Below are 22,125 nucleotides of genomic sequence, written 5' to 3' on the forward strand. Positions count from 1 at the left end.
GGGTCGGGGTCAGGTCGCCAGCCCCACCGCTTGCAGCGCTGCCACCACCTCCGCCGCCGTGCTGCTCGCCGTCAGGCCGCTGGCCGGTCCCGTCACCAGTCGCCCGGTCAGGCCTGCGGTGCCGTTGTAGTTCACGGCGGGTGCCGCACCACTCAGTACCTGACAGCTCCCGGAGATGAAGCGCCCAGCCCCGGCATCCCACAGGACCCCGGTGTATCCGGCGGCGGAGGTGTTAATCACCGTGTTGAGGTTGAGGGTGTTGTCCCCGATCACGTATACCCCCGCCGTCTTGCCCCCACCCCAGTCCGACCCGCCGCGCACTTGGCCGCCGTTGTAGTTGACCGTGCCGCCCGTGCTGTCCACGCGCATACTGCGAATCTGGCAGCCGTTGAAATCCAGCGTACTTCCCGCCCCCCAGCGCCCAGAGGCGCGGACGTTGGCGAACGTCGAGCCGCCAAAGGTGAACTTGCCGTACAGACTGTCCACCACGAGGTCACCGTTCGTCCGCACGCCCGACACATCCCAGGTATCGCCGCCCGTGACCGCCACCGCCGGGTAGCTGTCCTTATCGATCCTCCACCCGCTCCCCTCGACGCCCTGGGCACTGATCCCCAGCACCGTGACCCAGGGCGAATCGGCATAGGACTCCGCGTGCAGGCCATAGATGCGGATGCTCAGCACGTTGTGCAGGTAGATGTTCCAGGGCTGCGGGACCGGCGTGGTGCCCCGAATCACGTAGGGACGTTCGGACTGGAGCCCGAAAAATGAGGTTTCGTTGGTGGTGTCGCCCATCGTCCCCAGGAGCATCACCTGAGTTTTGGCAGTCGGCTGTGTCATGTACTGCCCCGGCAGCGCCGTGGGCATCCCGCAGTTCTCCACGTGGCATCCCACGAATTCCGAGTCGAACACGTTCACCAGGGCCAGCCCCGCGCCGTAGAACTGCGCCACGCGGAGCTTTTCCACGTGCAGCCGGGACACGGCGGGATCACTCCCTGCGTTCCCCACCCCATCGAACACGCCCGGATTCAGGCACAACACCCCGTCCTGCTGGGGACCGAGTTCTGAGAGGTTGTTCAGCACGTTGCTGAACAGGTAGGGGCCGTTACCCTGGACCTCGAAATCCCCGTACCACCCGAACGCAGCCAGCACGACGGTGGGGGAGAAGGTGTGAGTGACGCTGCCCACCACGACCTTGTAGGGCTGAACGGCCCCGCTGGCCTTGCGCTTGAGGATGGTCCGGCTCGCCCCGCTTCCCCGCACCATGCCTCGCAACCGGAGCTGCGTGACCGTGGCCGTCCCGCCGGGCAGCTGACAGACCGCGCCGTTGTCCGCCGCGTAATTGATCGCCGCTTGGATCGCCGCCGTGTCGTCCGCCACGCCGTCGAATTCGGCTCCCCACCACAGCGGCGAGACTGCGCCCACGAACTCACGCACCCAGTAGCCGCTCCCCGACGCAGCCACGACGGTGCCCCCGTTGGCTATCCCGCCCGCCCGCCACAGCCAGCGGGAGCCGTCCACGAACTGCGGGCCGTCGGCCTGCCCCTTGGTGGCGAGGGCGGTGAGGGCGGTGTTCCCGATGGCCGAGCGCACGGTGGCGTCCACCGTCCCTCCCCCCCCCGCGCCCAGGGCCGCCCCGTCCGCCACCCAGGCATTCGAGGTGTTGCTCCATTTCAAGGGCTGGAGTCCCCCATCCGCCGTCCGCTTGCTGCCGACCGGGTTGGGCACGAGGGCGAGTTCCCCTGCTGTCGGGTTGCGGGGGTTGTCCGTCGTGCGCGACTCATAAGCCCGTGCCATCCCCGCGACGATCATGGCCTGGGAGGCGGCGAGCGCTATGTCAGCGACGCTGGACGCGCTGGGCAGAGGATCGCTCGCGCTCGTGATCGCCGTGCCGTTCCAGACGACCAGCCGCGCCCCGGAGCGGTACGTCCCGGCTGGCTTCCCCGTGAGATCCCCGTCGCCAGCGACGGTGCCGGTGAGGTTGAGGCGCTGGTTGGCGAGGTTCGTGACGGCGTCGGCGTTGGAGAGTTTGGGGGCGAGGATCGTGTCCACCTGGCCGGGAAGGGCGAGGCGGGCGGTGGTGATCAGCTCGCGTTCGGCCTTGGCAAGGTTCGCCTCGGCACGGGCAGCGGCGGTCGCGTCCTTGAAGCTCTGGAAGCTGATGTTGTCGTCGGTTACTACCTTAGCCACCGTTGGCCTCCAGGGTGTTGAAGGGGAAGGTCTGCCCGTCCGGGCCTTCCAGCACGAGAGTTCCCTGCGTGACCGTCACGCCGTCCAGTGGCTCGACGAGGGCATACCCGGGCCCCTGCCCCGTGATACGGAACTTGCCCAGGGGGTAGTCCGCACTCGCGGCGAGGTTCGCCCGGGTTAAGCGGGTCACGGTGTTGAGCGTGACGTTGAAGCTGGTCACCGTCAGGCGGTCCCTGCTGGCGATCAGCGCGGAACCGGGCCAGGTCGCGTCGAGGGCGGAAATGAACAGGCCGCGCCAGTACAACGACCGGGCCAGGGGCATCCGCTCATGGATCGTGGCGGTATGGCTGAGGGCCAGATCGACGGTGGGATAGGCGTACTGGCCGGTGAGCAGCGTCGTGGGGCGGGTGGTAGGTAACCCGTCACCCAGCGGGAAGAATTTGCCACTCCCCGGCGAGCGTTGCCAGGTGTACGGGTCGGAGTCCCCCATCTCCTCCCTCAACCCGACGGTGGGCGGGAGGGCGAAGAGCGAGTTGCCCGCCTGATCCCGGAGTTCAAAAGACAAGTCCCGCCAGGTGGCGGGATCTCGCAGGTTGACGTAGGTGAGTTCGGGCACAGCCATGGGCCTCCTACGTGGGCGCCGTGATGGCCTGAATGACCGCCCGGCGATCCCGGTCCTTGATGAGTTCGGCCTGAGCGAGCAGTCGCGGGTCGTCCGCCTGCCCGACGAGTGCGGCGAGGGTGAGGCCTCGCTCGGTGGTGAGCCGGTATTCCCACGCCTCGACCGCGTGGTTGTAGTCCCCGTACACGATCCGCCCCCCCAGTTCGTCCGGCGTGCGGTATTTGTTCATCTCGATGTCGGCTGGCTCCTGAGCGGGCAGGCGGTAGTAGGACTGGGCCAGCCGGTCGAGCAGCTCCGTGTTGAGGCGCTCGGGCAGGAACTCCTGGAGACTGAAATTCACGCTCGTCGCGTCCCCCAGGGCGAGAGCGTTTCGGAGGGCGACGGTCCGCAGCCCGTAGCCCAGGATCTCGTCGAGTGGGTAGCTGGTGGCCGCGACGTACCCCGCCCCGTGTTCGTTGATCCTGAACGTCGTTCCCTCGCCCGACTCCGTGATCCCGACCAGCCGCAGGGCTACGGGCCCTGTGCTACTCCCGGTGACACTGAGGATGGACCCGGCATACACCACCCGGTGGATGGGGTTGTCGGAAGTGAAGCGCAGCTCCCCGAACGCCGCTGGGAGGGTCTGTGTGATGGCGGGGTCCGTAGGGCTGACCTGGCTGTCCTGAAGGGGGCCAGGGTTGAACGAGGGCTGAGGGGAGACCGGCGTCCAGGTGTTGGCCGCAGGGCTCGTATACCACCCGTAGGCACCCGCGGCGGGGAGCCACAGGCGCGGATCGTTCGGGGCGGTCTCCCGCTGGACCCGGTAGCCGTAATAGCCGACCTGATCCGAGTAACTGCGGTAGGTGAACCATTCCCCGTCCTGCCGCTGCCCGGCGTACCACTCCACCACCGTGCAGGGTTTCTCGGCCGTGGGGGGGAGCCATTTCCAGTCGACGAGGTCGGCGTCGAGCACCTCCACAGAAAAGGTGCGGGCGGGGGCACAGAAGAACATTCCGTCCGGGTTCACCCCGAAGGCGATCTGGACCCCCATGCCTGAGCCGTCCTGCCGAATCTGTTCCAGGACGTCGTACGGGTCCTGCCCATTCGCGCGGGTGATCGGGCGGCAGTCGAACCCCAGGTCCGGGCACAGCACTGGGTCATACCCGATCAGGCTTGGCGTGCCGAGCTGGCTGGAACCGATGGCCGCCTGGATGACAGCCCGGACCGTCAGGTGGGCGGCCTGTTTGGGGGTGGTGAAGTTCACGGGGAGAGTGATCTCGCGCAGCCGCAAGGCCAGCGAGCGCAGAATGTAGCCCTCGCCCAGCACGTCCCGCTTGTTGCCCCCCTGCCTGACCTCACCGTAGAAAAGGTTGTCCCAGGTGTTGCCCTGAGGGTTCAGGTACTGGAACTGCACCGTGGAAAGGGGCGGGATCTGGATGCCCGCCCCTTTGGCCGTGAAACTGGCCTCCTGACAGTCGCCGTCGGGAGTGACCCGCATCCGCAGTCCTTCCGAGAGGATGAAGCTCTCGTCCCGGTCGATGACGCGCGGGCCAGCCCCGAGGGGCGTCCAGACATGAAGCCTCCAGGTCAGGTCAGGTGCCAAGAGTCACCTCCTTTCATTGCAGCGGGCCAAGCCCGCTCAGGGCAGGTGGGCCGCCTTGCCCTGGCCTTTGCGCCCTCATGACGTAATCGGCAAGGGCGATCAGGCTCTGGTTCGCGCGGTTCTGGAGCCCCACGTCCCACCCGGCCAGGTTCCGCAGGCCAGTCAGGGCGTCTGCCGGGAGCGTGAGTTCGAAGCGCGGAATGCCGAGTTGCATCCCGGGCGCGTTGCCGATGAGATTGCCGGAGGGAGAGCCTGACTGCCCGTCCGCCCCGATGCCCCACCTCTGCCCGATGCCTTGCAATTTGGGCGCGACATCGGTGTAGAACCGCTGCCCGAGCTGATCCACCTGGCTGATCGCCGCGTCAATCCCGGCGAGGGCCGCCGCATCGTCCGCCGTATCGGGCGTTTTCAGCGCGTCGGACCAGGCCTTGATGGCGGGGCCAATGATGTTCTTGAGCAGAGTTTCGTTCAGGAACAGGTCGGTGACGCCGCCCAGCAAGCCGTCAAACACCTGCTCCCGGAGGGTCTTGCTGAAGATGGAGAAGTCGTTCTTGAGGATGGCGTTCTTCAGACCATCCTTGATTCCCCCACTGAACCCGGCCTCCAGCGATTTGGCAAACAACAGGCCGAGTTTGTCCACCTCCTGCTTGACCTCCGGGCCGCCCCCGAACGTATCGGCGAGCCAGCCGCGCGAGCGCACAAATGTTTTGGCGAAGTCGTCGCCGTTGATGAAGGTGAACTGCTCGTTGAAGTCCTCCTGCATCCGCTTGGCCTCGGCCCGGGCCTTGCGGAAGCCCCCCAAGGCCTCAGCGATCCCACTGATCACCTTCGTGACCGCGCCCACCCAGGCCCCGATGTCGAGGGGATTGGCGATGATGCGCGCCACGTCCCCCACCAGCGCCCCCACCTTCCCAGCGAGGTTGCCCAGGCCGTTCAGGTTGGCTGCGAGGTCGGAGCCTCCCACAACTTCAGCGAGCTGGCCGAACGCCCCCGCCAGGTCCTGCACGTACCCGGCGTACTCCTGCACCTTGCCGAGCGTGCGGAGGGTCCGGGCGATCTCCGGGTTCAGGGCACGCAGGCTGACTGCCAGCTCGCGGAGGCGCTGAGCGAGGGGGATGTTTCCCGCCGCCTCGGCCGCCGCGGCCATCTCGTTCAGCTCCGAGGCCGCGTTGTGCAGCCCCTCCGTGTATTCCTGGGCACCGATCTTGCCGGAGTCGAACCAGTCGGTGAGTTCCTGCACGCCCTGCTGCCACTGGGTCAGGTCGAAGGCGTTGCCCACCGCTTCGGGCTCCGGGTCCCGGCTGAACTCGTCGATCAGCGCGAGCAGGTTCTGCAAGTCGACCTCGGTGAGTCGGCTCTGCTCACGGGCTTGTTGCAGACTCTCGACCAGGGCGTTCTTCTGGATAGGGTCGCCCAATCCGGCGCGCCCCAGAGCGAAGATTTTGTCAGCCCAGTCGGTGAACTCGTTCCCGGGCAAGCTGGGAACGTTCTTCGTCGCCCGCTCCCACCCGTCGGTGATGCCCTCCTCGGTGATGGTGCCCAGCGCGTCGAGGTAGGCCTGGGCGCTCGACACCCCCTCCTCCAGCGCCTGGCGGACGCTGGGCGGCAGCCGCTGACCCACCTCGGAGGCGAGCAGCGTGCTGGCCTCGACCATGAGGCCCTGCACCTCGGCGGCCGTCTGGAGCGGCGCGTCGGGGTCGGTCGGGCCTGCCAGGCGGGTGGTCAGGTCACGGGCGGTGGCGATCTCGTCCAGGCTGGCGGTGCTGCCGTCCCCACCCCGGTTCACGAACCCGTTGGGGCCAGGCACGTACCCAGTCTTGTAGGAGTCGTCGTAAGTGGGCATCTGTCCGCGCAGGTCGGTGAGGAGCCCGCGCAACCGCGCCCGCATGGCCGGGTCAGTGATCTCCTCCAAGCGGGTCATCACCTGGCCGATCTGTTCGTCGAGGGTGCCGCTGAGGGTCGCCACGAACGAGTTGAACTCGTCGGTCAGGGCGGAGGTGCCCGTCAGGTCGTTGATCGCGTCAGCAGCATCCTCCCCCCGGGCTGCCGCGTCCATCACATCGGAGAGAGCCCCCTCCAACACGGCGAGCGCCCCGTCCGAATCTCCAGCCTGGGCCAGCTCGTCGGCGGTCTTTTTCGCTCCCTCGGCGAGCGCGGTATTGGCGTCAGCCTGTATCTGGAAGATGACCTGCTGCTGGCGCTCAGCCTCCTGACGGCGGCGTTCCCACTCACCGAAGACTGCCGCGATCAGGTCCTGATCGCGGTCGGCGACCGCTTCGTCATAGATGCGGAGGAGCCCCTGCTCCGATTGGGTCTGGAGGTTGTCGAGGATGAACTGTTTCGTGCTGACGTAGGCCTCCTGATCCGCCCGCGCGGTCGCCTCGGCCTCCTCCCGCTCGGCGGCGCCCACCTCGCGGCGGTGGGCCAACGCGTCGGCGTACGTGCGCTCGATGATGGTGGCCGTCTCGGGAGCCAAACGGCGGGCTTCCGTGAGGGCGACCTCCACGTCGTCCCGGATCTTGACGATGGAAAAGCCCGTCGCGGCGGACAGCGAGCGCAGCAGTCCCTCGTCCCCGCCCCCATACCGTTGCCGGAACGAGAAGTCCGTGGCCGCATCGCCCCCGTAGCGGGTGGTCGCCACATCCTGGGCCTGCTTGAAGGCGGCAGCCCACGCCTGTACGCCAGGAGCCTCTCTCGCCAGATCGCGGGCCTGATCCCGCAGCCGGACGATGACCGGGTTCAGGTCCAGCCCGGCTTTTTTCGCGTCGTCCAGGGCGTCCCCGAGATCGCTCCAGAAGGAGGTGACGTCCGCCTCAGTGAGCGTGCCCGAGAGGCTTTTCTGCATGAAGGTGTCGGTGAGCCCCTCGTAGCGCTTCTGGAGGTTGCTGACCGCCTCGGCCTCCTGCTCGATCCCTTCGGTAGCCTGCCGCACCGCCGCGTCCCGCTGTCCCCGGGCGGTGAGTTCCGCCTGGGTGTAGGTCCGGTTCGCGGCGTCCTGTGCGCCCTGGCGGAACTGGGCGGGGCCATTCGCTGCCGCCGCGAGGGCCTGCTGCTGGGTAGCCCGCGCCACCGCTAAGCGGGCCTGATACTCGTCCTCCGCCTGCCGCTTGATGAGGGCGAGGCGTTGAGCCGCCGTTCCCCGGAAGGCGTCGAGCTCTTGTTTGTTGAGCTCCTGGGTGCGGGCAAGATCATCCTGGGCCGCCTGGATGCTCTGCTTGCGCCGCTCATCGGCCACCCTTGCCCGGAGCTGGGCCTGCTCCTTCTCTCTCGCCAGGGTGCGCTCATGGGCGGCCTTCTCTGCCGCCTCCACCCGCCCGTCCCGGTCGCTTTGGGCTTTTAACAGGGCCGCGTCGTAGGCCCGCTGGGCGATCAGGCGGGCCTGCGCGCGTTCCTGGGCGGGGCCACGGTCGGCGTCCCCCTGGGCATCTCTCAAGCGGCGGTCCGCCACGGCCTTCTCGGCCTGGTAAATCTGCTCGGCGTAGCGTTTCTCCACGGTGAGGCGTTGCTGCGCGTTGTCGCGCGCCTTCCGCAGGTCGTTCTCGCGCATCTGCTGGAGTTTGGCGAGTTCCTGTTCGGCCAGGGTGATGTTGCCCTGACGGGCCGCCTCCGCCACAGCGGCACGACGCTGAGCAGCCTCGCGGTCGCGCCGTTCTTGGTCATCGGCCAGCGTGCGATCTGCGGCCCGTTCGGCAGCAGCCTGATCCTGGCGGGCCTTCGACCGCTGGGCCGCCGCGGCCTTGTAGGCTTCGGCCACAGCAGCGACGCGGGTCTTCTCGATAGCGACGAGGTCGGCTCCCGGCAACTTTTTCGCCTCGTCTGCGGCCTGCTGGGCAGCCTTGACCCGCTGATCCCTCTGAAGGTTTGCCAGGCGGTTCTCGGCGGCGATGATGGCCGGGCCGGTCTGTTCGATGATCTTCGCCCGCTGGGCGGCGTTATCGCGGGCCAGGTCAAGCGCCGTGGCCTGTTGCTGCTTCAGGCTGTCCAGGTAACGGCGGGCGTCCCCCTCGCGCCCGGTGTTCAAAGCTTGCTGTAGGTCTTGCTGGGTCTTGAGGCGATTTTTCGCGGCAGTGTCGGCATCCCGGTTGGCCCGGTCTGCCGCCTGCTTCCTGTCCTCGTAGGCCGCCTTTTCGACCTGGACCACGGCCGCCCTCGCCTTGCTGTCGCCTACCCAGATGGCGAGGTTGCGGTCGGCAGCGGCGCGCTGGGCAGCACTCCCGGTGGCGTAGGCCTGTTCCTGGGCCTTGAGAAGTCGTAGGGCATCGTTGCCGTAGCGGTTGAGGTCCTGCTGGGTGGCGATGTACTCGCCCGTGCTTTTCTTCAGGCCTCCCTGCGCGTCCCTGACCCGGGCGATGGCGCGAGCGTTGCCGTCGGACGCCTTCTCGAAATTTTGGACGGCCACAGTTGCAGCGTCGAGAGCCTGGGTGAGCGGGATACTCTTGGGGTTTTTCTTCAGCGCCTCCTGCGCTTTTTCCAGGGCGGCGGTGAGCTGCTGAGCCCGGATGATCTGGGCGGCAGTGATGGGACCGTCCTTGTCATCAGGAGGTGGGGGGGTAGTGGGTCGGGGAGTGGGGCGCCCCTCGGTCACACCCGCTGCCCGCCCGAGGTCGGACGCGCTCACGTACCCGGTCACGCGGCCAAGCCGGTCGATGGCGACATTGCCGACGGGGTTCACCCGGCCTGCGTCGAGCGCCTCACCGGACCGGACGCCTCCCGGCCCGAAGCGCCCGCCATTCTCCTGGTAGGTCACGCGGTTGTTGCCTCGCACCATGCCGCCGCCGATGTAGATGCCGACGTGGTTCTGGCCGTTCTCGGTATAAAACACGGTGTCGCCCGGCTTAAGGTCCTGCACTCCGCTGTAGGAGCGGAGCAATCCCGCCGCTTTCGCGTTCCGGGCAGCATCCCGCGCGTCGGTCTGTCCGTCACGGTTGCTGTCGGTCTGGAACAGCTTATTGATGAAGGGCGCCGCCCGCTCATCCGCCTTACCCAGGGTGAGCCGCACCCATTGAGCGCAGTAATTCACCACCATGTCAGCGGTCTTGAGCCCTGTTTGCCGCAGGGCTTGCATAGCGACCGCGCTCTGATACTCGGTGGAGTTCGTGGGCGCGTCGTACCCGGTGGGATCGGCAGTCTTATCGCCGGGCTCCCGTGGACCAGCCTGGCCGGGTTGCAGGTTGGAAGTGGCACTGCTGCGGTTGTCCGCCTCAATCTGGGCCTGCGTGCGGCGCAATTCGGCCAGGCGCCCCTCCTGCGCCCGGATGCTCGCCTCCAGCCCGTTCAGGCGGGTCTGGATTTCAAGGCGAGTCGCCTGGGACATCTGCGGCCCTTGGTCAGCGAGCTGCTTCTTGCCAATTGCAAGGGCCTGCCGGTCTCCGTCGAGCTGCCGCTCGGCGTTCAGAATCTGATTCCCGATTCCGTTCAGTTCCCGGACCTTGAGAAACTTCGACAGCAGGGCGTCCGCCCGGTTCAGCATCTCCTCGATGCCTTGCAGGACCGCCAGCTTCGTGGGGGCGAACAGTTCGCCCACGCTCACCCACAGCGCCTTCCACTTCGCCGTGACGCGGTTGGTGGTCTCGTCGATGGTGGCGGCCATCTTGCCGTAGGCCTCGCTCGTCGCCCCGGCACTCTGCGCCTGCCCGGTCAGGGTCTGGTTGAACCGCTCGAAGTTCCCGTTTGCCAGGGCCGTAGCTGCCGTCAGCCCCCCGACATCCCCGAACAGGATCGCCATCTTGTCGCTGCTGTTCCCGGTGGCGCGGGCCACGTCCTCCAGAAAACCCTTCAGACCCTTCGCGGCAAGCGCCTGGGCGTTGAACTGAAGCTTGAGGTCCGAGGCCAGCCCCGCCGCCTGCTCGCTGGGTTTGATGATGTTGGAGATGGCCGAGCGCAAGTACTCGACCGCCGCGCCCGGTTGGACGCCCTGCGCCGTGAGGGCGGCGACGGCGGCCAGCACCTCGTCCAGTCCCACGCCCGCCTGGGCCGCCACAGGCAGCACCGCCCCGAGACTCCGGGCGAGCTGATCGAACGTGACCTTGCCGTCCTTGACGGCCTGGAACAGTTGATCGCTCACCCGGCCCGCGTCGGAGGCCGTGAGCTTGTAAGCGTTCAGGACGGAGGTCAGCACGTCCGTCGCCGTGGCGGTATCCGTTGCTCCAGCCCGGGCCAGGAGGGTGGCCTGACGCAGCAGGTTCAGGGAGGCGGTGAGGTCTTCCGTCCCTTTCACCCCGGCACCCAGCACGTCGTACAGGCCCCGGTTGAGGTCCGTGAAACTCGCCCCGGTGTCCGCACTCAGCTTGAGGACCGCCCGGCCCGTCTCCCCGAGCTGCTGGGTGGTCTTATCGGTCAGGGTGGCGACTTGGGCGAGTCCCCGCTCGAACTGGGCGTACTCGTTCACCGCCTTGTTGATCGCTGCCCCGGTGGCCGCCGCAGCCACGGCAACCACCCCGAGCGCGGCCCCGGCAAAGCCTGCCGCCACGCCCACCCCGTTGAGGGCCGTCCCGGCCCCCGTCATGCCGGTTCGCAGGAAGCCTGCCGCCTGCCCGGCCGTGTTGAGCCCCTGCCCGACCTGGATGGTGTGCGGCACGGCGCCCTGCGCGGCGACGCGCACAGTCTGGAGGGCCTGCCCGATGCCGCTGATCTGGGCCGCCGCCGCCCCGAGCGAGGGGCTGAGGGCGGCGACCTGCCGCAGCCCGCCCAGCAATCCGGGGAGGACGTTCTGGAGGCCGACAGCGACGTTGCCGGAGAAGCTAACGGGGTTAAGAACCCCCGCCGCCGTGTTCTGCTCGCGCTCGACCCGGCCCTGAAGGTCCGCGAGCTGCTTGAGCTCCCGGGTCGTGAAGTCGGCCCGCTCCCCCATGAGCTTGAGGGTGTTGATGATCTGCTGGCCGCGCATGTTGAAGCCCGCGAGGTCCGTTTCTCCGGCGTCGAACTCGGCGCGGAGCCGGGAGTAAGCCAGTTTCAGCCGGTCGATTTCCTCGCGTCGGGCGGCGAAGGCCGCGCGTCCCGCCTGGGCCGCCTCGCGGTCGGCCTGGGCGGAGAGGCGGGTGGTGAGGGTGAGTTGGGCGGCCTGCTCGCGGAGTTTGGCCGCATTCGCCTGGCTCTCAGCAGTCGCGGTGCGGGCAGCAGCAGCCTGAGCCGCGCCGGTCGCTCGGTACTGGGCTTCCAGGCTCTTCGAGGCGGCGGCCTGCTCCCGGCTCGCCTTCACGCCTTGTCCCGTCAGCGCGTCGAGGTCGGCTCGGACGCTCTTGAGCCCAGCAGAGATGCCCGTTGTGTCCAGGCTCGCGGGGAGAGTGAGACGCCCCTTGAACCCCGCCTCGGCGCGGTCAAGGGCGCGTTTGACCTCGGCATCGGGAAGGAGGAGGGCTACCTCCGCAGTGATCTCGCCGATGTTGGGCATGTGTAGCTACCTCCTTTCGTGGGCATGAAAAAACCGCCCACTTAGGGCGGCGCTTATCAGCGTAGTTTTATTTTCTAGGGCGTTTAAAGAACCCCTGTATCTACAGTCCTGCGTGTCACAACCCCGATAGGAGGTCGAATTCCTGAGTCGGCATGGGGAGCGCAGTCTCACCGGTCGGCCGGGCGTAGTAGGCCCACGGAAACCAGGACGTCCCGACCCGCTGCCACCCTGCGGCCTCCAGTGCTTGGAGGGAGGGATCGAAGGCCACCACCCGGCGGTGTTCCCACTGCTGCTCCGTCTTTTGAACTGTGTGATACAGCATGCCGAATCCGATGGAGTGCCAGCCATACCGTCCGGCCCGGTTGAGCACCTCCATCTCGTCGAAAGCGGTGAGCGGAGTCAGGCGCCGCGTCTCTCCCATTGGGGTGCTCGCCTCACCACTGCCTTTGCCAAAGCGTTGTTGGGCGGCCTGGCGCGTCATGTGGAGCACTTGACCAATCGCTTCCCAGCTTTGCCCGGCAGTGCGGGCGGCAGAGACTGCGGAGGAGAGCAGGGCGTTCGTCTCCTGGTTCGCCTGGGCGGTCAGGCGGACGAGTTCGAGGTGGACTTGAGGGTCCGATTCCAGGCGCTCCTGCAGATCAGGGATGCTGGCGGAAATAACGGCGGAAAGCTGCTGACCGAGGGGCGGCGAGGTCATCGGCGGTAGGTCAACCTGAGCCAGACCGCAACGATGAGCAGGGCGGTGCCCATCCCGCAGAAGGCGCCGGAGGCGGTCATCACGAAATTGTTGAGCGAAGGGGCGACGTATGCAGCGAGCCAGGCCAGGAGGCCGCCCAGCAGAAGGAGGGCGAGGGCAGCGAAGCCGGAGTACCTTTGCATGGCTTTCATATGTCAACAATAAGTTGACACGCTCTATATGTCAACCAAAAGTTGACAATAGGTGGAAAGGGAGCGAGGGCGATGCATTTTGTGTTCGGCGGCTGAAACCGCCCACGCAGAGGCGGGCGGCAACTTTGCAGCGCGGGACGAATTCAGGGCCATGTGCTGCCCATCCCCCTAACTCTCGGCTGGCCCTCAAAAGGGCAGAACGAGGTCCGTATCCGGTCCGGGTGGATAGGGGTAACCCAGCACGCGCCCCAACGCGAGCATCTGCCCCTTGTGATGGAACTCGTGCGTCACGGGGTGCATCACCAGCCAGCGCTGCGTCACCCGCAAGTGGCCCTCCTCCCGCATCTCGACCTCCAGGGGAGCATCCAGCTCGGTGAATTGCCCGAAGGCCTGTTCGAGAACATCGTCCACTTCCTGAAACGCCGCCCGCATCGCGGGAACATCCCTGAGGGTTGCAGCGTCGCGCCTCTGCTGGTACTGCTTCAACCCCAACCCACGGGCTCCGACCCACACCAGGTAGCACTGGGCGATGTGGGCCTGAATGTTGCGGAGGCTGCCATAGGCGAAGTCTTGGCGCTCCAGGGTGTACACCTCCGGCGGCAACGTGTCCAGCCACGCGAAGACCCGTTCACGTGAGCCTTTCACCCAGCCATAGACCAACCGCAAGTCGCTGTTCACCTGCCCAGTCTAACGAGGGCAATACCTGGGCGGGGATCAGGATGTCCGTCTGGCTGCCGCAGCGATATTGGGCCACACGGGCAACAGCCCGGCGGCATACACCTCATCCGGGCAGTCCCCGGCCACCACCCACGCCACGATGGCCCGGGCCTCCTCCGCACTCATTCCAGGGTACGGCTCCACCGCGGCGAGCTGCTGGCCTGGGTCGTGCTGCGGCGCGTCCGGGTCGCCCAGGTACTTTTGAAGGGTGATGCGGTAGGCGCGCTGGAAGCGGCGATCCTTGAGGGTGAGCGGGACCATCTCCCCCGCCTTGCGGCGGTCGTAATCGTCGAGCACCTTCTGCACCGGGGACGGCTCGCCCTTGGGCCCCGGCTCGTCGGTCAGGCCTTCCAGACGGCGGGCATCGAGCTGGACATCCAGCTTGGACCGGAGCATGCGGTACCGACCCCGCTGGAGGAACAGAAGCTGGGGGAAGGTCAGGGCGGTGAGCTGGGCGATGGTGTACTCGGTGGTCCCCAGCACATCCCAGACCATTTCCTCCAGTTCCTCCGCCGTCAGGCTTTTTTTTCGCCGCTACCTGGCATCTCGCCGTACAGGAGGACATGCTCCAGCACCTGCAGCGTGGGGATATCCAGGCGTTCCATCAGCCACTCGGTCGTGATGCTCGCGGGGTCAACCTTCGTGCGGCAGCGCTGCCTCAACTTCAAGGCGAGGTGTTCGCAGCGTGCATCGAAAGCGCCATTCTCCCTGGCCTGAAGTGCGAAGTACTCGCCTGCCTCCATGATGGTGAGCGGCGCGGCTTCGAACTCCACGTCCCCCACCTTGAACGTGTGCTCACTGCGCCCGGCGAGGGCGACGAATAACTGACTCACACCACCTCCGGGAAAAGAAAACCCTCCGCTGGCCGGTTCATGCCGTACGCCAGCTTCGGGAGTCTGTATTTGCGGTTCTCAACAATGATCTGCGTCCCTGCCCGGATCGCCCTGTGCGCGCACAGTGACGGCACCTGCAAGCCTCCCGGGGTGACGCGAGGCGCAAAAAGCGTGACCAGGACCGGCCCCCGCTTCGTGCGCCTCACCTGGGTGTACCCCGCGTCACCCACTGGAGATCAGGTCGCGCTAGGGAAGGTGGGATCGCCGACGCGCACCCATTCCACGCTGAAGCCGTAGATCGTCAGGCCGGTGGAGTCAGTGCCCTGCTCGCCGAGGTACACCAGGATGGCCTGCCCCTGGAACGACATGGCGTTGGCGTCAGTGTACCGCGCCATCACATCGTTGCCCGCGCTTCCCTTCCCCATGCCGGTCAGGATCATCTTCTGAACGGTGGTGTTCTTCGGGCTGGCGATGACCTGGAATCCCTGGGTTCCAGGCTGGTTGCGGACGTTGATCGCCGTCTGGGACTTCCCCGTCTCGTCGGCGAAGAGTTCCTGCCGGTCGATCTGCGCGTTGGGGCGGTAGCCGTCCATCTGGTTGGCGGTGGGCACCAGGGCGTAGCTGAGGGGGGTCGTGGCGGGGTCGAGGGCCAGTTCCAGCTTCGCCTTCGCGCGGTTCGTGCCGGACTGGTTCGGGGTGTACGTGAGGTCAGCCATATGGGCTCCTGTGGGTTAGACGAGAGGCGGGGTGCCGGTTATCACTTCGCCTTGTAGGCGTGGAACGCCTCGAAGGCCTGGGGCAGGGCCGCCATGGCCTTCTCAGCGGTCTCAGCAGTCACGGTGAGGGTGTTGCCCTCCGCGTCCGTGGCGTACAGCCGCACACCGCCCTCCACGGTCACGGGCTCGCCGTAGGTGAGGGTGTCGACTTCCTTGCTGGCGGTCTTCTCTTTCTGTTCGGCCATGATGGTCACTCCAGGTAGGTCAGCCTGAGGCGGATAGCCGCCCAGGGGCGGGCGCGCTCAGGGTCGAATTGCACGGGGACGTCCGCGCCCAGCTCACACCCCGCGAGGGGGGGCAGGCCGGGGTGAGCGGTCACGAGGTCGGGCAGGCGCCGCACCTTCTGCATCCGCTCCCGCAGGTCGGCCAGCTCCTCCCCCTGGCCGCCGTACACGGTGACAAGCACCTGCATGGACCGGACCTGGGGAGCGTGCCCATCGGCCTGCTGGAAGAGTTGCCGCTCCGGGCTGCCGGGAAGATCGGAGACGACGGCGTAAGGGCCAGGGGCAGCCCCTTGGGGTTGGGGGAGCGGTCGAACACCTGGACATTCGGCAGGAGGGCGGGGAGGGCTTGCAGGGTGTTCATTTCACCCCCACCGCCTCCCGCACCGCCCGGTGAACGTCCTGGTCGTAGAGGGCGTCGTCCATGAAAGGCCTGCCTCCCTCCTCCGGGGCCTTGAAGTGCAGGTCGGCCACGTACTCGGGCGGGTCGATGATGGAGCCGAACTCCGCCCGCATCTCCCCGGCCTGGCGGGCATCCATGCTGTCCCGCAACCGGCCGGTCTGCTCGGCGGGGTATTCCCCCTCCCGGCTGGAGCGGTTCGGCTGCCCCGCATACTGCGCGCCGCCGCCTCCCCCACTGAGCTTCTCGCGCAGGGTGTCCGCAGCAGCCTCCGCCCCCTTCAGGGCCAGCCCAGTGAGCTGCTGCCGAAGCTGACCCAGCCCAGCGGCGCTGACCTTAGCCACCCGTCACTTCCCCCGGAGCGAGGAGAGGCACGACCCACAGAACGCCCTGCCCGCCCTCGTCGCGGGCGTCCTGGGTGGGGTAGTAGCGGTCCCCGCCTGCCTCGATGACGAAGCCGGTCTGGCCCAACCCGGTGGGCACTCGGGGGGAGAGGGGCGTGAGGCCGGGCGCGCTGAAAGGGAAGTAGGCGACAAATCTCGGCACGGGCAGCCCGGCATCGGAGGCCAGCCGCACCGTCCGTTCCTCGGCGGGCATCAGCAGGCCGCGGAGGGTGAGGCGCGTTTCCGGGCCGACCGGCCGCCGCCCGTCGTCGTCGAACCCACCGGTGGGCTGGCCGGAGCGCACGATGACGAGGTCCTCGCCGACCACGTCCAGCACCGCCTGTGTTCCGGTCGCGCCCACGGCCAGCAGCAGCTCCGGGGTGGGAATCAGCCCGGGCACGACTTGGACGCAGGTCGCGACGCGCTGCCCGGTGAAGTCGCTGGGCTCCCCCCACGGCCCGACGACGAGCAGGCCGCCCTGCCAAGGGAGGGCGCTGCCAGTCGCCGGGCGTGGGTCCTCTGGATGAACGAGGAGCGCGCGCAGGCTCGCCAGGGCCGGATCGGTGACGCGCCGACCCGCCCGGGCCTGGGGGTTGGAGTCCAGGTCCTTCACCCTGAAGTGGCAGGAGGTCCCGTCGCTCCAGGTTCCGAAGTGCCGGAAGCGCAGCGCGTTGAGTTCCGGATCCGCCTGCACCTCGCAGGCCGCCCCTATCACCTCGTCAGGGAGGCTCATCGGGCCGCCCCCGGGAACAGGCCCCGTGATGGCGTCCCCGGAACGGCGAGCGCCAGAAACCCGTCGGCGAGGCTGTCCCACTGCCCGGCGGCCAGGGCCAGCGTGCCGTCCGTGCTCGTCGCCGCCCGGTACTTCACCTCGATTTCGTCCGGGATCTTGATGGATTCGATCACTCGCGCCGCCCCGCTCTCGGCCACGTTCTCCAGCGTCACCACGCCCTTGACCTGAGCCATCAGGGCGAGCGCCTTCGCGGCAATGGCCGTCTTGACACCGGTCAAGGCCTCGGCGCCCAGCAGGTCGGGGGGCACGTGGCGCTTCCCCAGCTCTCCGGCAGCCCACAAGATTGCGAGCGTCACGAACTGCGGTTCGGGCTCCGGCGCCCCGGGCAGCAGGTCCGGCACGTCCCCGTCCCTCATGGTCACCACGGGCTTAACCCTCGACCAGCGTGCCCGTGCGCAGCCCGGCCGCGATGCGGGCCGTCGGCTTCACCTGCATGGGCTCGGCCCCGACGACGCGCTGCCCCTCGTCTTGATCAGGGTCCGCGTAGGTTCCCCCGTACGCCGCGATGGTCGTGTTGACCTGCACCTTGAGCGTGAGAGGCGCGGGCGGGGGGGGAATGATCTCCAATGCCTGGAGCACGGTGACGCGCGTAGCGGCCGGGTCGCTGGCCGCCTCGCTGAGCCACGTCTGGAGCTGTGAGGCGGGAAGGTTGACGCTGCCGAGGTCCAAGTCGAGGGCCGCTTCAAGCTGAGCGGTGAGGATTTCGAGCCGCACCCCTTCCGGGTCGGTTGCCAGCCGGTCAGCCCAGGTTTGCAACACGGCGGCCTTGGGGTCACTCGCCTCAGGGTCGATGACGATGCCAAGCTTCTCCTGAATGAGCGCGGCGTTTTCTCTCTTGGTGGGCATGGGGACCTCCGGGGTGGGGCGTGTGGCCCCCGCGCCGGTCCGCGCGGAGGCGGGGGCGGCTACTGGAGCGTGAGGGTGATCGCGGCGCCCTGGTCGGGCTTGCTGAAGCCGAGCATCTCGGTGATCTGCACGGCGGTCAGGTCACGGCGGATGATGTCCTCGTAGCGCACGAGGTCGAAGCGCGGGTCGTAGTGCTGGGTCAGGGCCGCCGCCGGGTCAATGGCCATGAGCTGCCGGGTGCCGGTCAGCACGCTGCGCTGGGGCGGCAGTTTGGGGCGCATCCCGTAGATCAGCGGGAAGGTGCCGGTTTGGCGGAAGTCCTCTCCCGCCGTCGCGGCGGCGCCGGTGATGCCCTCCATGGACAGCGCCGTTCCCAGCGCTTCCGTCGACCCGGTGAGCACGGCGGGGTCGGCTCCGTATCCCTCGGACTTCATCAGGAGGGCGATGAAATCGCCGGGGGTCAGCGACGCGCCCGCCGCGGCCACGTTCGGCGCGGCGTTGTTGTTGCCGTCGCCGTTGCGCAGGATGTCCAGCGCCTTCCTGATCTTGTTGCGGTCGGCCTGACGGCGAACCTTGAGCAGCCAGCGGTCCAGGGTGGAGAGGCTGGCGTTGAGCACGGCCTCCAGCGAGGCCTCAAGCCGCCCGCCGTACTTGAGCAGGCGCACCACAGCGTCGCCCTGCGTGATGGTCAGCACGGGGTACTCGGCGCCCTCGGCGACGCGCGCGAGATCCGCATTCTCGTCGTCGGTAAAGCTCAGGAGCTGGGTGGCGACGACGCTGGCCTCGACGGGCACGACGTCCGTCACCACATCGGCCAGCACCAGGCCGTTGCGGCTCTCGCGGCCCACCTCGCGGTAGCGCTCCTCGATGTAGAGCGGGAAGAGGATGCGGTTGTCGTCCTGCCGGAAGAACGCGTCGTTCACGGTGGTCGCGGCGTTGCGGCCCTTGGGCTGGAGTCCGGCGCCGCGCACGATGAGCTGCTTCCAGGCGTCCACGCTCTGCCCGGCGCTGTTGCGGACGTTGGGGTCGTACAGGCCCTCGTCGATCTCGCCGTTGTCCGCGAGGTGCTGGAGATGCTGCGCGAAGGTGTGGTTGGCGGCCTGCGCTTCCTTCTTGAGCGCCAGGGTGATGTCGGCCAGCTTGCGGATCTTGCTCATGATTCCTCCAGGGGGCAAAGAGAACGCCACCCCGGAGGGTGGCCGCGAGTCACGTGTGGGGCCTCAGAGCTTGACGTTGGCGAGGCCCGCTTTGGCGATGTTCACCAGGACGTGGGTGCCGCCCGCGCCCACCTTGGCCTTCCCGGCGCCGTCCACGACGAGCGTCTGGTAGCCCAGGGGCAGCGTGCCCACGGTGGGAATGTCGGTGAAGCCCGCGCCCTCCAGGGCGACGGCGCCGAGGCCGTCACTCTCGCTGGTCAGCACCTTGCCGGTCAGAGGGGCGCCATCCGCGCCGCGCCCGACGGTCGCGGTCGTGGTGTGGGTGACGCAGTCGCCGACCACGGTGCCCGCGGCGAGTTGCATGGTGGGAAAGGCATTCTGGCCCTGAAAAACGAGTTCTCCGTACTTCATGGGGTCCTCCGGGGGATGCGGGAGTGAGGGGGCGTTCAGAAATCGAACGCGCGAGCGGGCGTCTTCGGTGAGGGGCGGTCGTCCTTCTGTTCGGTGGGCGGGGCGCCCAGGTCCCCGGCGCTCAGTCGCCCCCCGGGAAAGCGGGACGCCTGCTGGGCGGTGAGGTCGTCCACCAGGCCGCGCAGGTCCTCCACGGTCGCGGCCTTTGCCAAGCGGCCCACCCTGGCCAGCGCGGCGGTGTTCTCCGCCCCGTACACGGTGACGGCGAGGCGGGAAACCTGCCCTTCGAGGTCCGCGCGGTAGGCGGCGCCGTCGGCGGCCTGGGCGCGCAGGGTGGCGAGGGCGGCCGGGGTCAGGGCGCCCGGTTCCACGCCCAGGGCGCTGGCGACCGCCTCCTGCTGGGCCTGGCCGCCCGCGTCGTAGGCCGCGCTTTCCACGGCCGTGAAGGTGGCCTGAGCGCGCGCCTGGGCGTTCTCGGCGTCCGTGTCGAGGGCGTGCGTCTTGCCGGTCCGGTCTTTGAGTTCGAGGAGCACGGGGCCCTCCTGGGGAGTCGCGTCCGCGCCCTTGACGGGCCGGACGGGAGAGGACGGAGGGGGGGAAGCGGCGGCGAGGTGATCAGCGAGCACGCCCGCGAGGTTCCCCACGGAATCCACGAGGCCCTGGTCCATGGCCTCCTGACCGAACCACACGTCGCCGGTCGCCCACTTGCGGGCGGTGGCGACGGACACGTCCCGGCCCAGGGCGATGTCGGCGACAAAGGCGTCGCGCAGCCGGTCCACCTCGCTCTGCCACTGGTCGAGGACGACGCCGTTCATCGCTTCGGCGGGTTGCCCGAGGGCCTTGCGCTCGGCCGAGCGGACGTAGGTGACCTTGAGGCCCTCGCCCTCCAGGGCGGCCGTCTCATCGGTATGGGTACCGATCACACCGATGCTGCCCACCTCCGCGGCGGGGGTGACGACGATCTCACTGGCCCCACAGGCGATCCAGTACGCGGCCGAGCACATCAACGTGTTGGCGACGGCGGTGACCCGCTTGGTCGCCGCCGCCTCCCGAACCGCCTGGGCGGCCACGTCCACGCCTGCCACCGCTCCCCCGCCGCTGTCCACGTCGAGGACGATGGAGGCGACGCCCGGATCCTGGGCGGCCTCCCGCACCTGGGCGGCGAAGGTGTGAGGGTCGATGGCGCCGCAGAGGTCCACCATCAGCGAGCCCCGGGGGAAGATGGTGCCGTGCAGGCCAAGCACGGCCACGCCGGGCGCCTGCTCCTGGGCGGCGGTGATGGCCTCGGCGTGCCGCGCCCTGGCCTCGCGGACCTCGGCGAGCAGGGTCTCGCCCGCGCTGGCGCCCCGCAGGTAGACGCCGAAGCCCGTGACGATGTCGCGGAGTTGATCACCCCGGATGGCCCACTTGCCGTTGGCGATCAGGGCGGTGAGGCCGGAGAGGCGGGCGGGGGAACGGGCTTTCCGGGTCATACGGCCTCCTCAGGAGCGGGGATGGGGACGGCGTGGTACGCGCGCTCGCGGCGGTGGTAGGCGAGGGTGAGGCGGACCTGGTCGGCCTGTGGTGCTGTGCCCGGAGAGGCCTGCGCGTCTTCCCCGGCCCCGCCCCAGTCCCGCGCCCACGGCGGGGCATGCTGGTCCTCGTCGTCGCTGAGCTCGAGGTCGTCGGCAAAGCGCCGGGCGTAGGCGGCCCCGGCGATCTCCTTCCCGAGCTTGTGGGCCTGCATGCGGGTCAAGTACGCTTCCGCCTCGGCCTGCTTGAACGCGGACTCGGCCTGCTGGAACTTCACGTACGCGACGGCGGGAATGCCCCGCAGGCGCAGATGCAGGTTCAGCCCGAACTCCAGTTGCCGCGCGATGACCGCCTGAATGTTCGTCGCCCGGGCCTCGATCATCGGGTAGACGACCTTGGCAAGCGCCTCGGTAGTGGAGTCGAGGTGGCCGCGCAGGAAGGCGGTCGTGTGCAGGCCGGTCCAGGCCCGGCGGTTGTTCTCCTGGGTGATGTCGGGGATCCCGCCCAGGGAGTGGGTGACGTTGTTGATCGTGAACTTCGTGCCCTGGGGACCCACGAACAGCCCCTTGGGCGCCAGGCCCAGGATCATGTCGGCGGCGTCCTCGGCGTACTGGCGCTTGTACTCGGCGTACCGGGGGTCATCGGCCGAGGACAGGCCGAAGTCCTGCGGCGTCGGCATGGGCAGCTCCACGCCGACGAGGGCGATCTGCCGCATCAGCTCGATCACCCGGTCGGTGTTCTCGATCAGCCGCCCCTTGCGGTCCAGGGCGCGCAGGGCGCTCAGGAACATCGGGATGCCGTGCGGGTCGCCGCCCATCGTGATCAGGGGCGCGTAGAGGTAGGTGGTGGGGTCGAGGCGGATGGGTGCCGGGGTCAGCCCGACTTGGTGGAAGGTGCGCTCGCCGGTCGCGGGGTCGGTCCCGATCCTGACTCGCTCGGCCGGGACGACGGCCACTCCCTGCACGCGGGTCCGTTCCTCGTCGGGGTACCATTCCAGACTGCTCGCGGGGCTGGCGAGGAGTTCGATGACCTGGTTGTTCGCCAGGCCGTCGAGGCCTCCGCCTTCCGGGTAGATGGTGCGGGCCCAGGCGTCGAGCTCGGCCCGCGCCGCCTTCACGGCCTTGCGGCTGCCCGTGAACTCCACAGTGTGGCCGGGGTTGACGATGGCGAGGTAGTCGCTGGCCGTGCCGCCGACGTCCTCGTCACTCTGGATGAGCATGCGCAGCACGCCGCTCAGGCGGGCGCGGCTGTCGTTCGGGTAGCCGAGGTAGGCGGTGGCCAGGCGGCCCAGCATCGCGGCGGGGGAGTCGTCGAAGCTCTGCCGGGACCCCGCCCGCTGGGCGCCCAGGCGCAGGGAGGTGCTGAGGCCCAGGGTCAAGGCGCCTGGGCGGGCCACCTCGCGGCTGG

20 protein-coding genes are annotated in these 22,125 nt (G+C 68.4%); all 20 read right to left on the reverse strand.

The window, feature by feature from the left end; genetic code table 11:
* Positions 1-9: 9 nt before the first annotated feature.
* Entirely contained in the window at positions 10-2,187 is a 2,178-nt protein-coding gene (locus F784_RS0100235; protein ID WP_019584665.1) for a hypothetical protein, read from the reverse strand.
* Entirely contained in the window at positions 2,180-2,809 is a 630-nt protein-coding gene (locus F784_RS0100240; RefSeq protein ID WP_019584666.1) for a hypothetical protein, read from the reverse strand. The genes F784_RS0100235 and F784_RS0100240 overlap by 8 nt, the downstream gene beginning before the upstream one ends.
* A gap of 7 nt (positions 2,810-2,816) precedes the next feature.
* A complete protein-coding gene (locus F784_RS0100245; protein WP_019584667.1) occupies positions 2,817-4,391 on the reverse strand; it encodes a hypothetical protein in 1,575 nt (524 codons plus the stop codon).
* Positions 4,392-4,404: 13 nt separating this feature from the next.
* On the reverse strand, positions 4,405-11,781 hold the full coding sequence (locus F784_RS0100250; RefSeq protein WP_019584668.1) for a phage tail tape measure protein: 7,377 nt from the start codon (positions 11,779-11,781) through the stop codon (positions 4,405-4,407).
* Between the two features lie 115 nt (positions 11,782-11,896).
* Positions 11,897-12,478: a hypothetical protein gene (locus F784_RS0100255; protein WP_019584669.1), complete on the reverse strand. Its 582-nt coding sequence runs from the start codon at positions 12,476-12,478 to the stop codon at positions 11,897-11,899.
* Positions 12,475-12,669, reverse strand: a complete 195-nt coding sequence (locus tag F784_RS0100260) for a hypothetical protein (RefSeq protein ID WP_157464917.1) — start codon at positions 12,667-12,669, stop codon at positions 12,475-12,477. Before F784_RS0100260 ends, F784_RS0100255 begins: the two co-directional genes overlap by 4 nt.
* Before the next feature lie 186 nt (positions 12,670-12,855).
* Entirely contained in the window at positions 12,856-13,347 is a 492-nt protein-coding gene (locus F784_RS0100265) for a DinB family protein (RefSeq protein WP_019584671.1), read from the reverse strand.
* A gap of 36 nt (positions 13,348-13,383) precedes the next feature.
* Positions 13,384-13,881 (reverse strand): hypothetical protein, encoded by a 498-nt coding sequence (locus tag F784_RS0100270; protein WP_019584672.1) that lies wholly within the window; start codon positions 13,879-13,881, stop codon positions 13,384-13,386.
* A 20-nt stretch (positions 13,882-13,901) separates the two neighbouring features.
* Entirely contained in the window at positions 13,902-14,219 is a 318-nt protein-coding gene (locus F784_RS0100275) for a hypothetical protein (RefSeq protein WP_019584673.1), read from the reverse strand.
* Between the two features lie 236 nt (positions 14,220-14,455).
* On the reverse strand, positions 14,456-14,935 hold the full coding sequence (locus F784_RS0100285) for a hypothetical protein (protein WP_019584675.1): 480 nt from the start codon (positions 14,933-14,935) through the stop codon (positions 14,456-14,458).
* 41 nt (positions 14,936-14,976) lie between these two features.
* Positions 14,977-15,180, reverse strand: coding sequence for a hypothetical protein (locus F784_RS0100290; RefSeq protein ID WP_019584676.1), 204 nt, complete (start codon positions 15,178-15,180; stop codon positions 14,977-14,979).
* A gap of 5 nt (positions 15,181-15,185) precedes the next feature.
* The gene (locus F784_RS0100295) at positions 15,186-15,407 is read right to left on the reverse strand and encodes a hypothetical protein (protein ID WP_019584677.1); all 222 of its coding nucleotides are present in this window, start codon (positions 15,405-15,407) and stop codon (positions 15,186-15,188) included.
* Positions 15,408-15,576: 169 nt separating this feature from the next.
* Complete coding sequence (locus tag F784_RS0100300; RefSeq protein WP_019584678.1) at positions 15,577-15,960, reverse strand: hypothetical protein; 384 nt, start codon at positions 15,958-15,960, stop codon at positions 15,577-15,579.
* Positions 15,953-16,732 (reverse strand): hypothetical protein, encoded by a 780-nt coding sequence (locus F784_RS0100305; protein WP_019584679.1) that lies wholly within the window; start codon positions 16,730-16,732, stop codon positions 15,953-15,955. The genes F784_RS0100300 and F784_RS0100305 overlap by 8 nt, the downstream gene beginning before the upstream one ends.
* On the reverse strand, positions 16,729-17,157 hold the full coding sequence (locus tag F784_RS0100310; RefSeq protein WP_169405625.1) for a hypothetical protein: 429 nt from the start codon (positions 17,155-17,157) through the stop codon (positions 16,729-16,731). Before F784_RS0100310 ends, F784_RS0100305 begins: the two co-directional genes overlap by 4 nt.
* A 4-nt stretch (positions 17,158-17,161) precedes the next feature.
* Positions 17,162-17,638: a hypothetical protein gene (locus F784_RS0100315; protein WP_019584681.1), complete on the reverse strand. Its 477-nt coding sequence runs from the start codon at positions 17,636-17,638 to the stop codon at positions 17,162-17,164.
* Between the two features lie 59 nt (positions 17,639-17,697).
* Entirely contained in the window at positions 17,698-18,795 is a 1,098-nt protein-coding gene (locus tag F784_RS0100320) for a phage major capsid protein (protein ID WP_019584682.1), read from the reverse strand.
* Positions 18,796-18,858: 63 nt separating this feature from the next.
* Complete coding sequence (locus tag F784_RS22030) at positions 18,859-19,206, reverse strand: hypothetical protein (RefSeq protein WP_019584683.1); 348 nt, start codon at positions 19,204-19,206, stop codon at positions 18,859-18,861.
* A gap of 35 nt (positions 19,207-19,241) precedes the next feature.
* On the reverse strand, positions 19,242-20,678 hold the full coding sequence (locus tag F784_RS24330; RefSeq protein WP_019584684.1) for a S49 family peptidase: 1,437 nt from the start codon (positions 20,676-20,678) through the stop codon (positions 19,242-19,244).
* Positions 20,675-22,096, reverse strand: a complete 1,422-nt coding sequence (locus F784_RS0100335) for a hypothetical protein (RefSeq protein WP_019584685.1) — start codon at positions 22,094-22,096, stop codon at positions 20,675-20,677. Before F784_RS0100335 ends, F784_RS24330 begins: the two co-directional genes overlap by 4 nt.
* Between the last annotated feature and the right edge of the window lie 29 nt (positions 22,097-22,125).

Source organism: Deinococcus apachensis DSM 19763 (assembly GCF_000381345.1).
Classification (GTDB): domain Bacteria; phylum Deinococcota; class Deinococci; order Deinococcales; family Deinococcaceae; genus Deinococcus; species Deinococcus apachensis.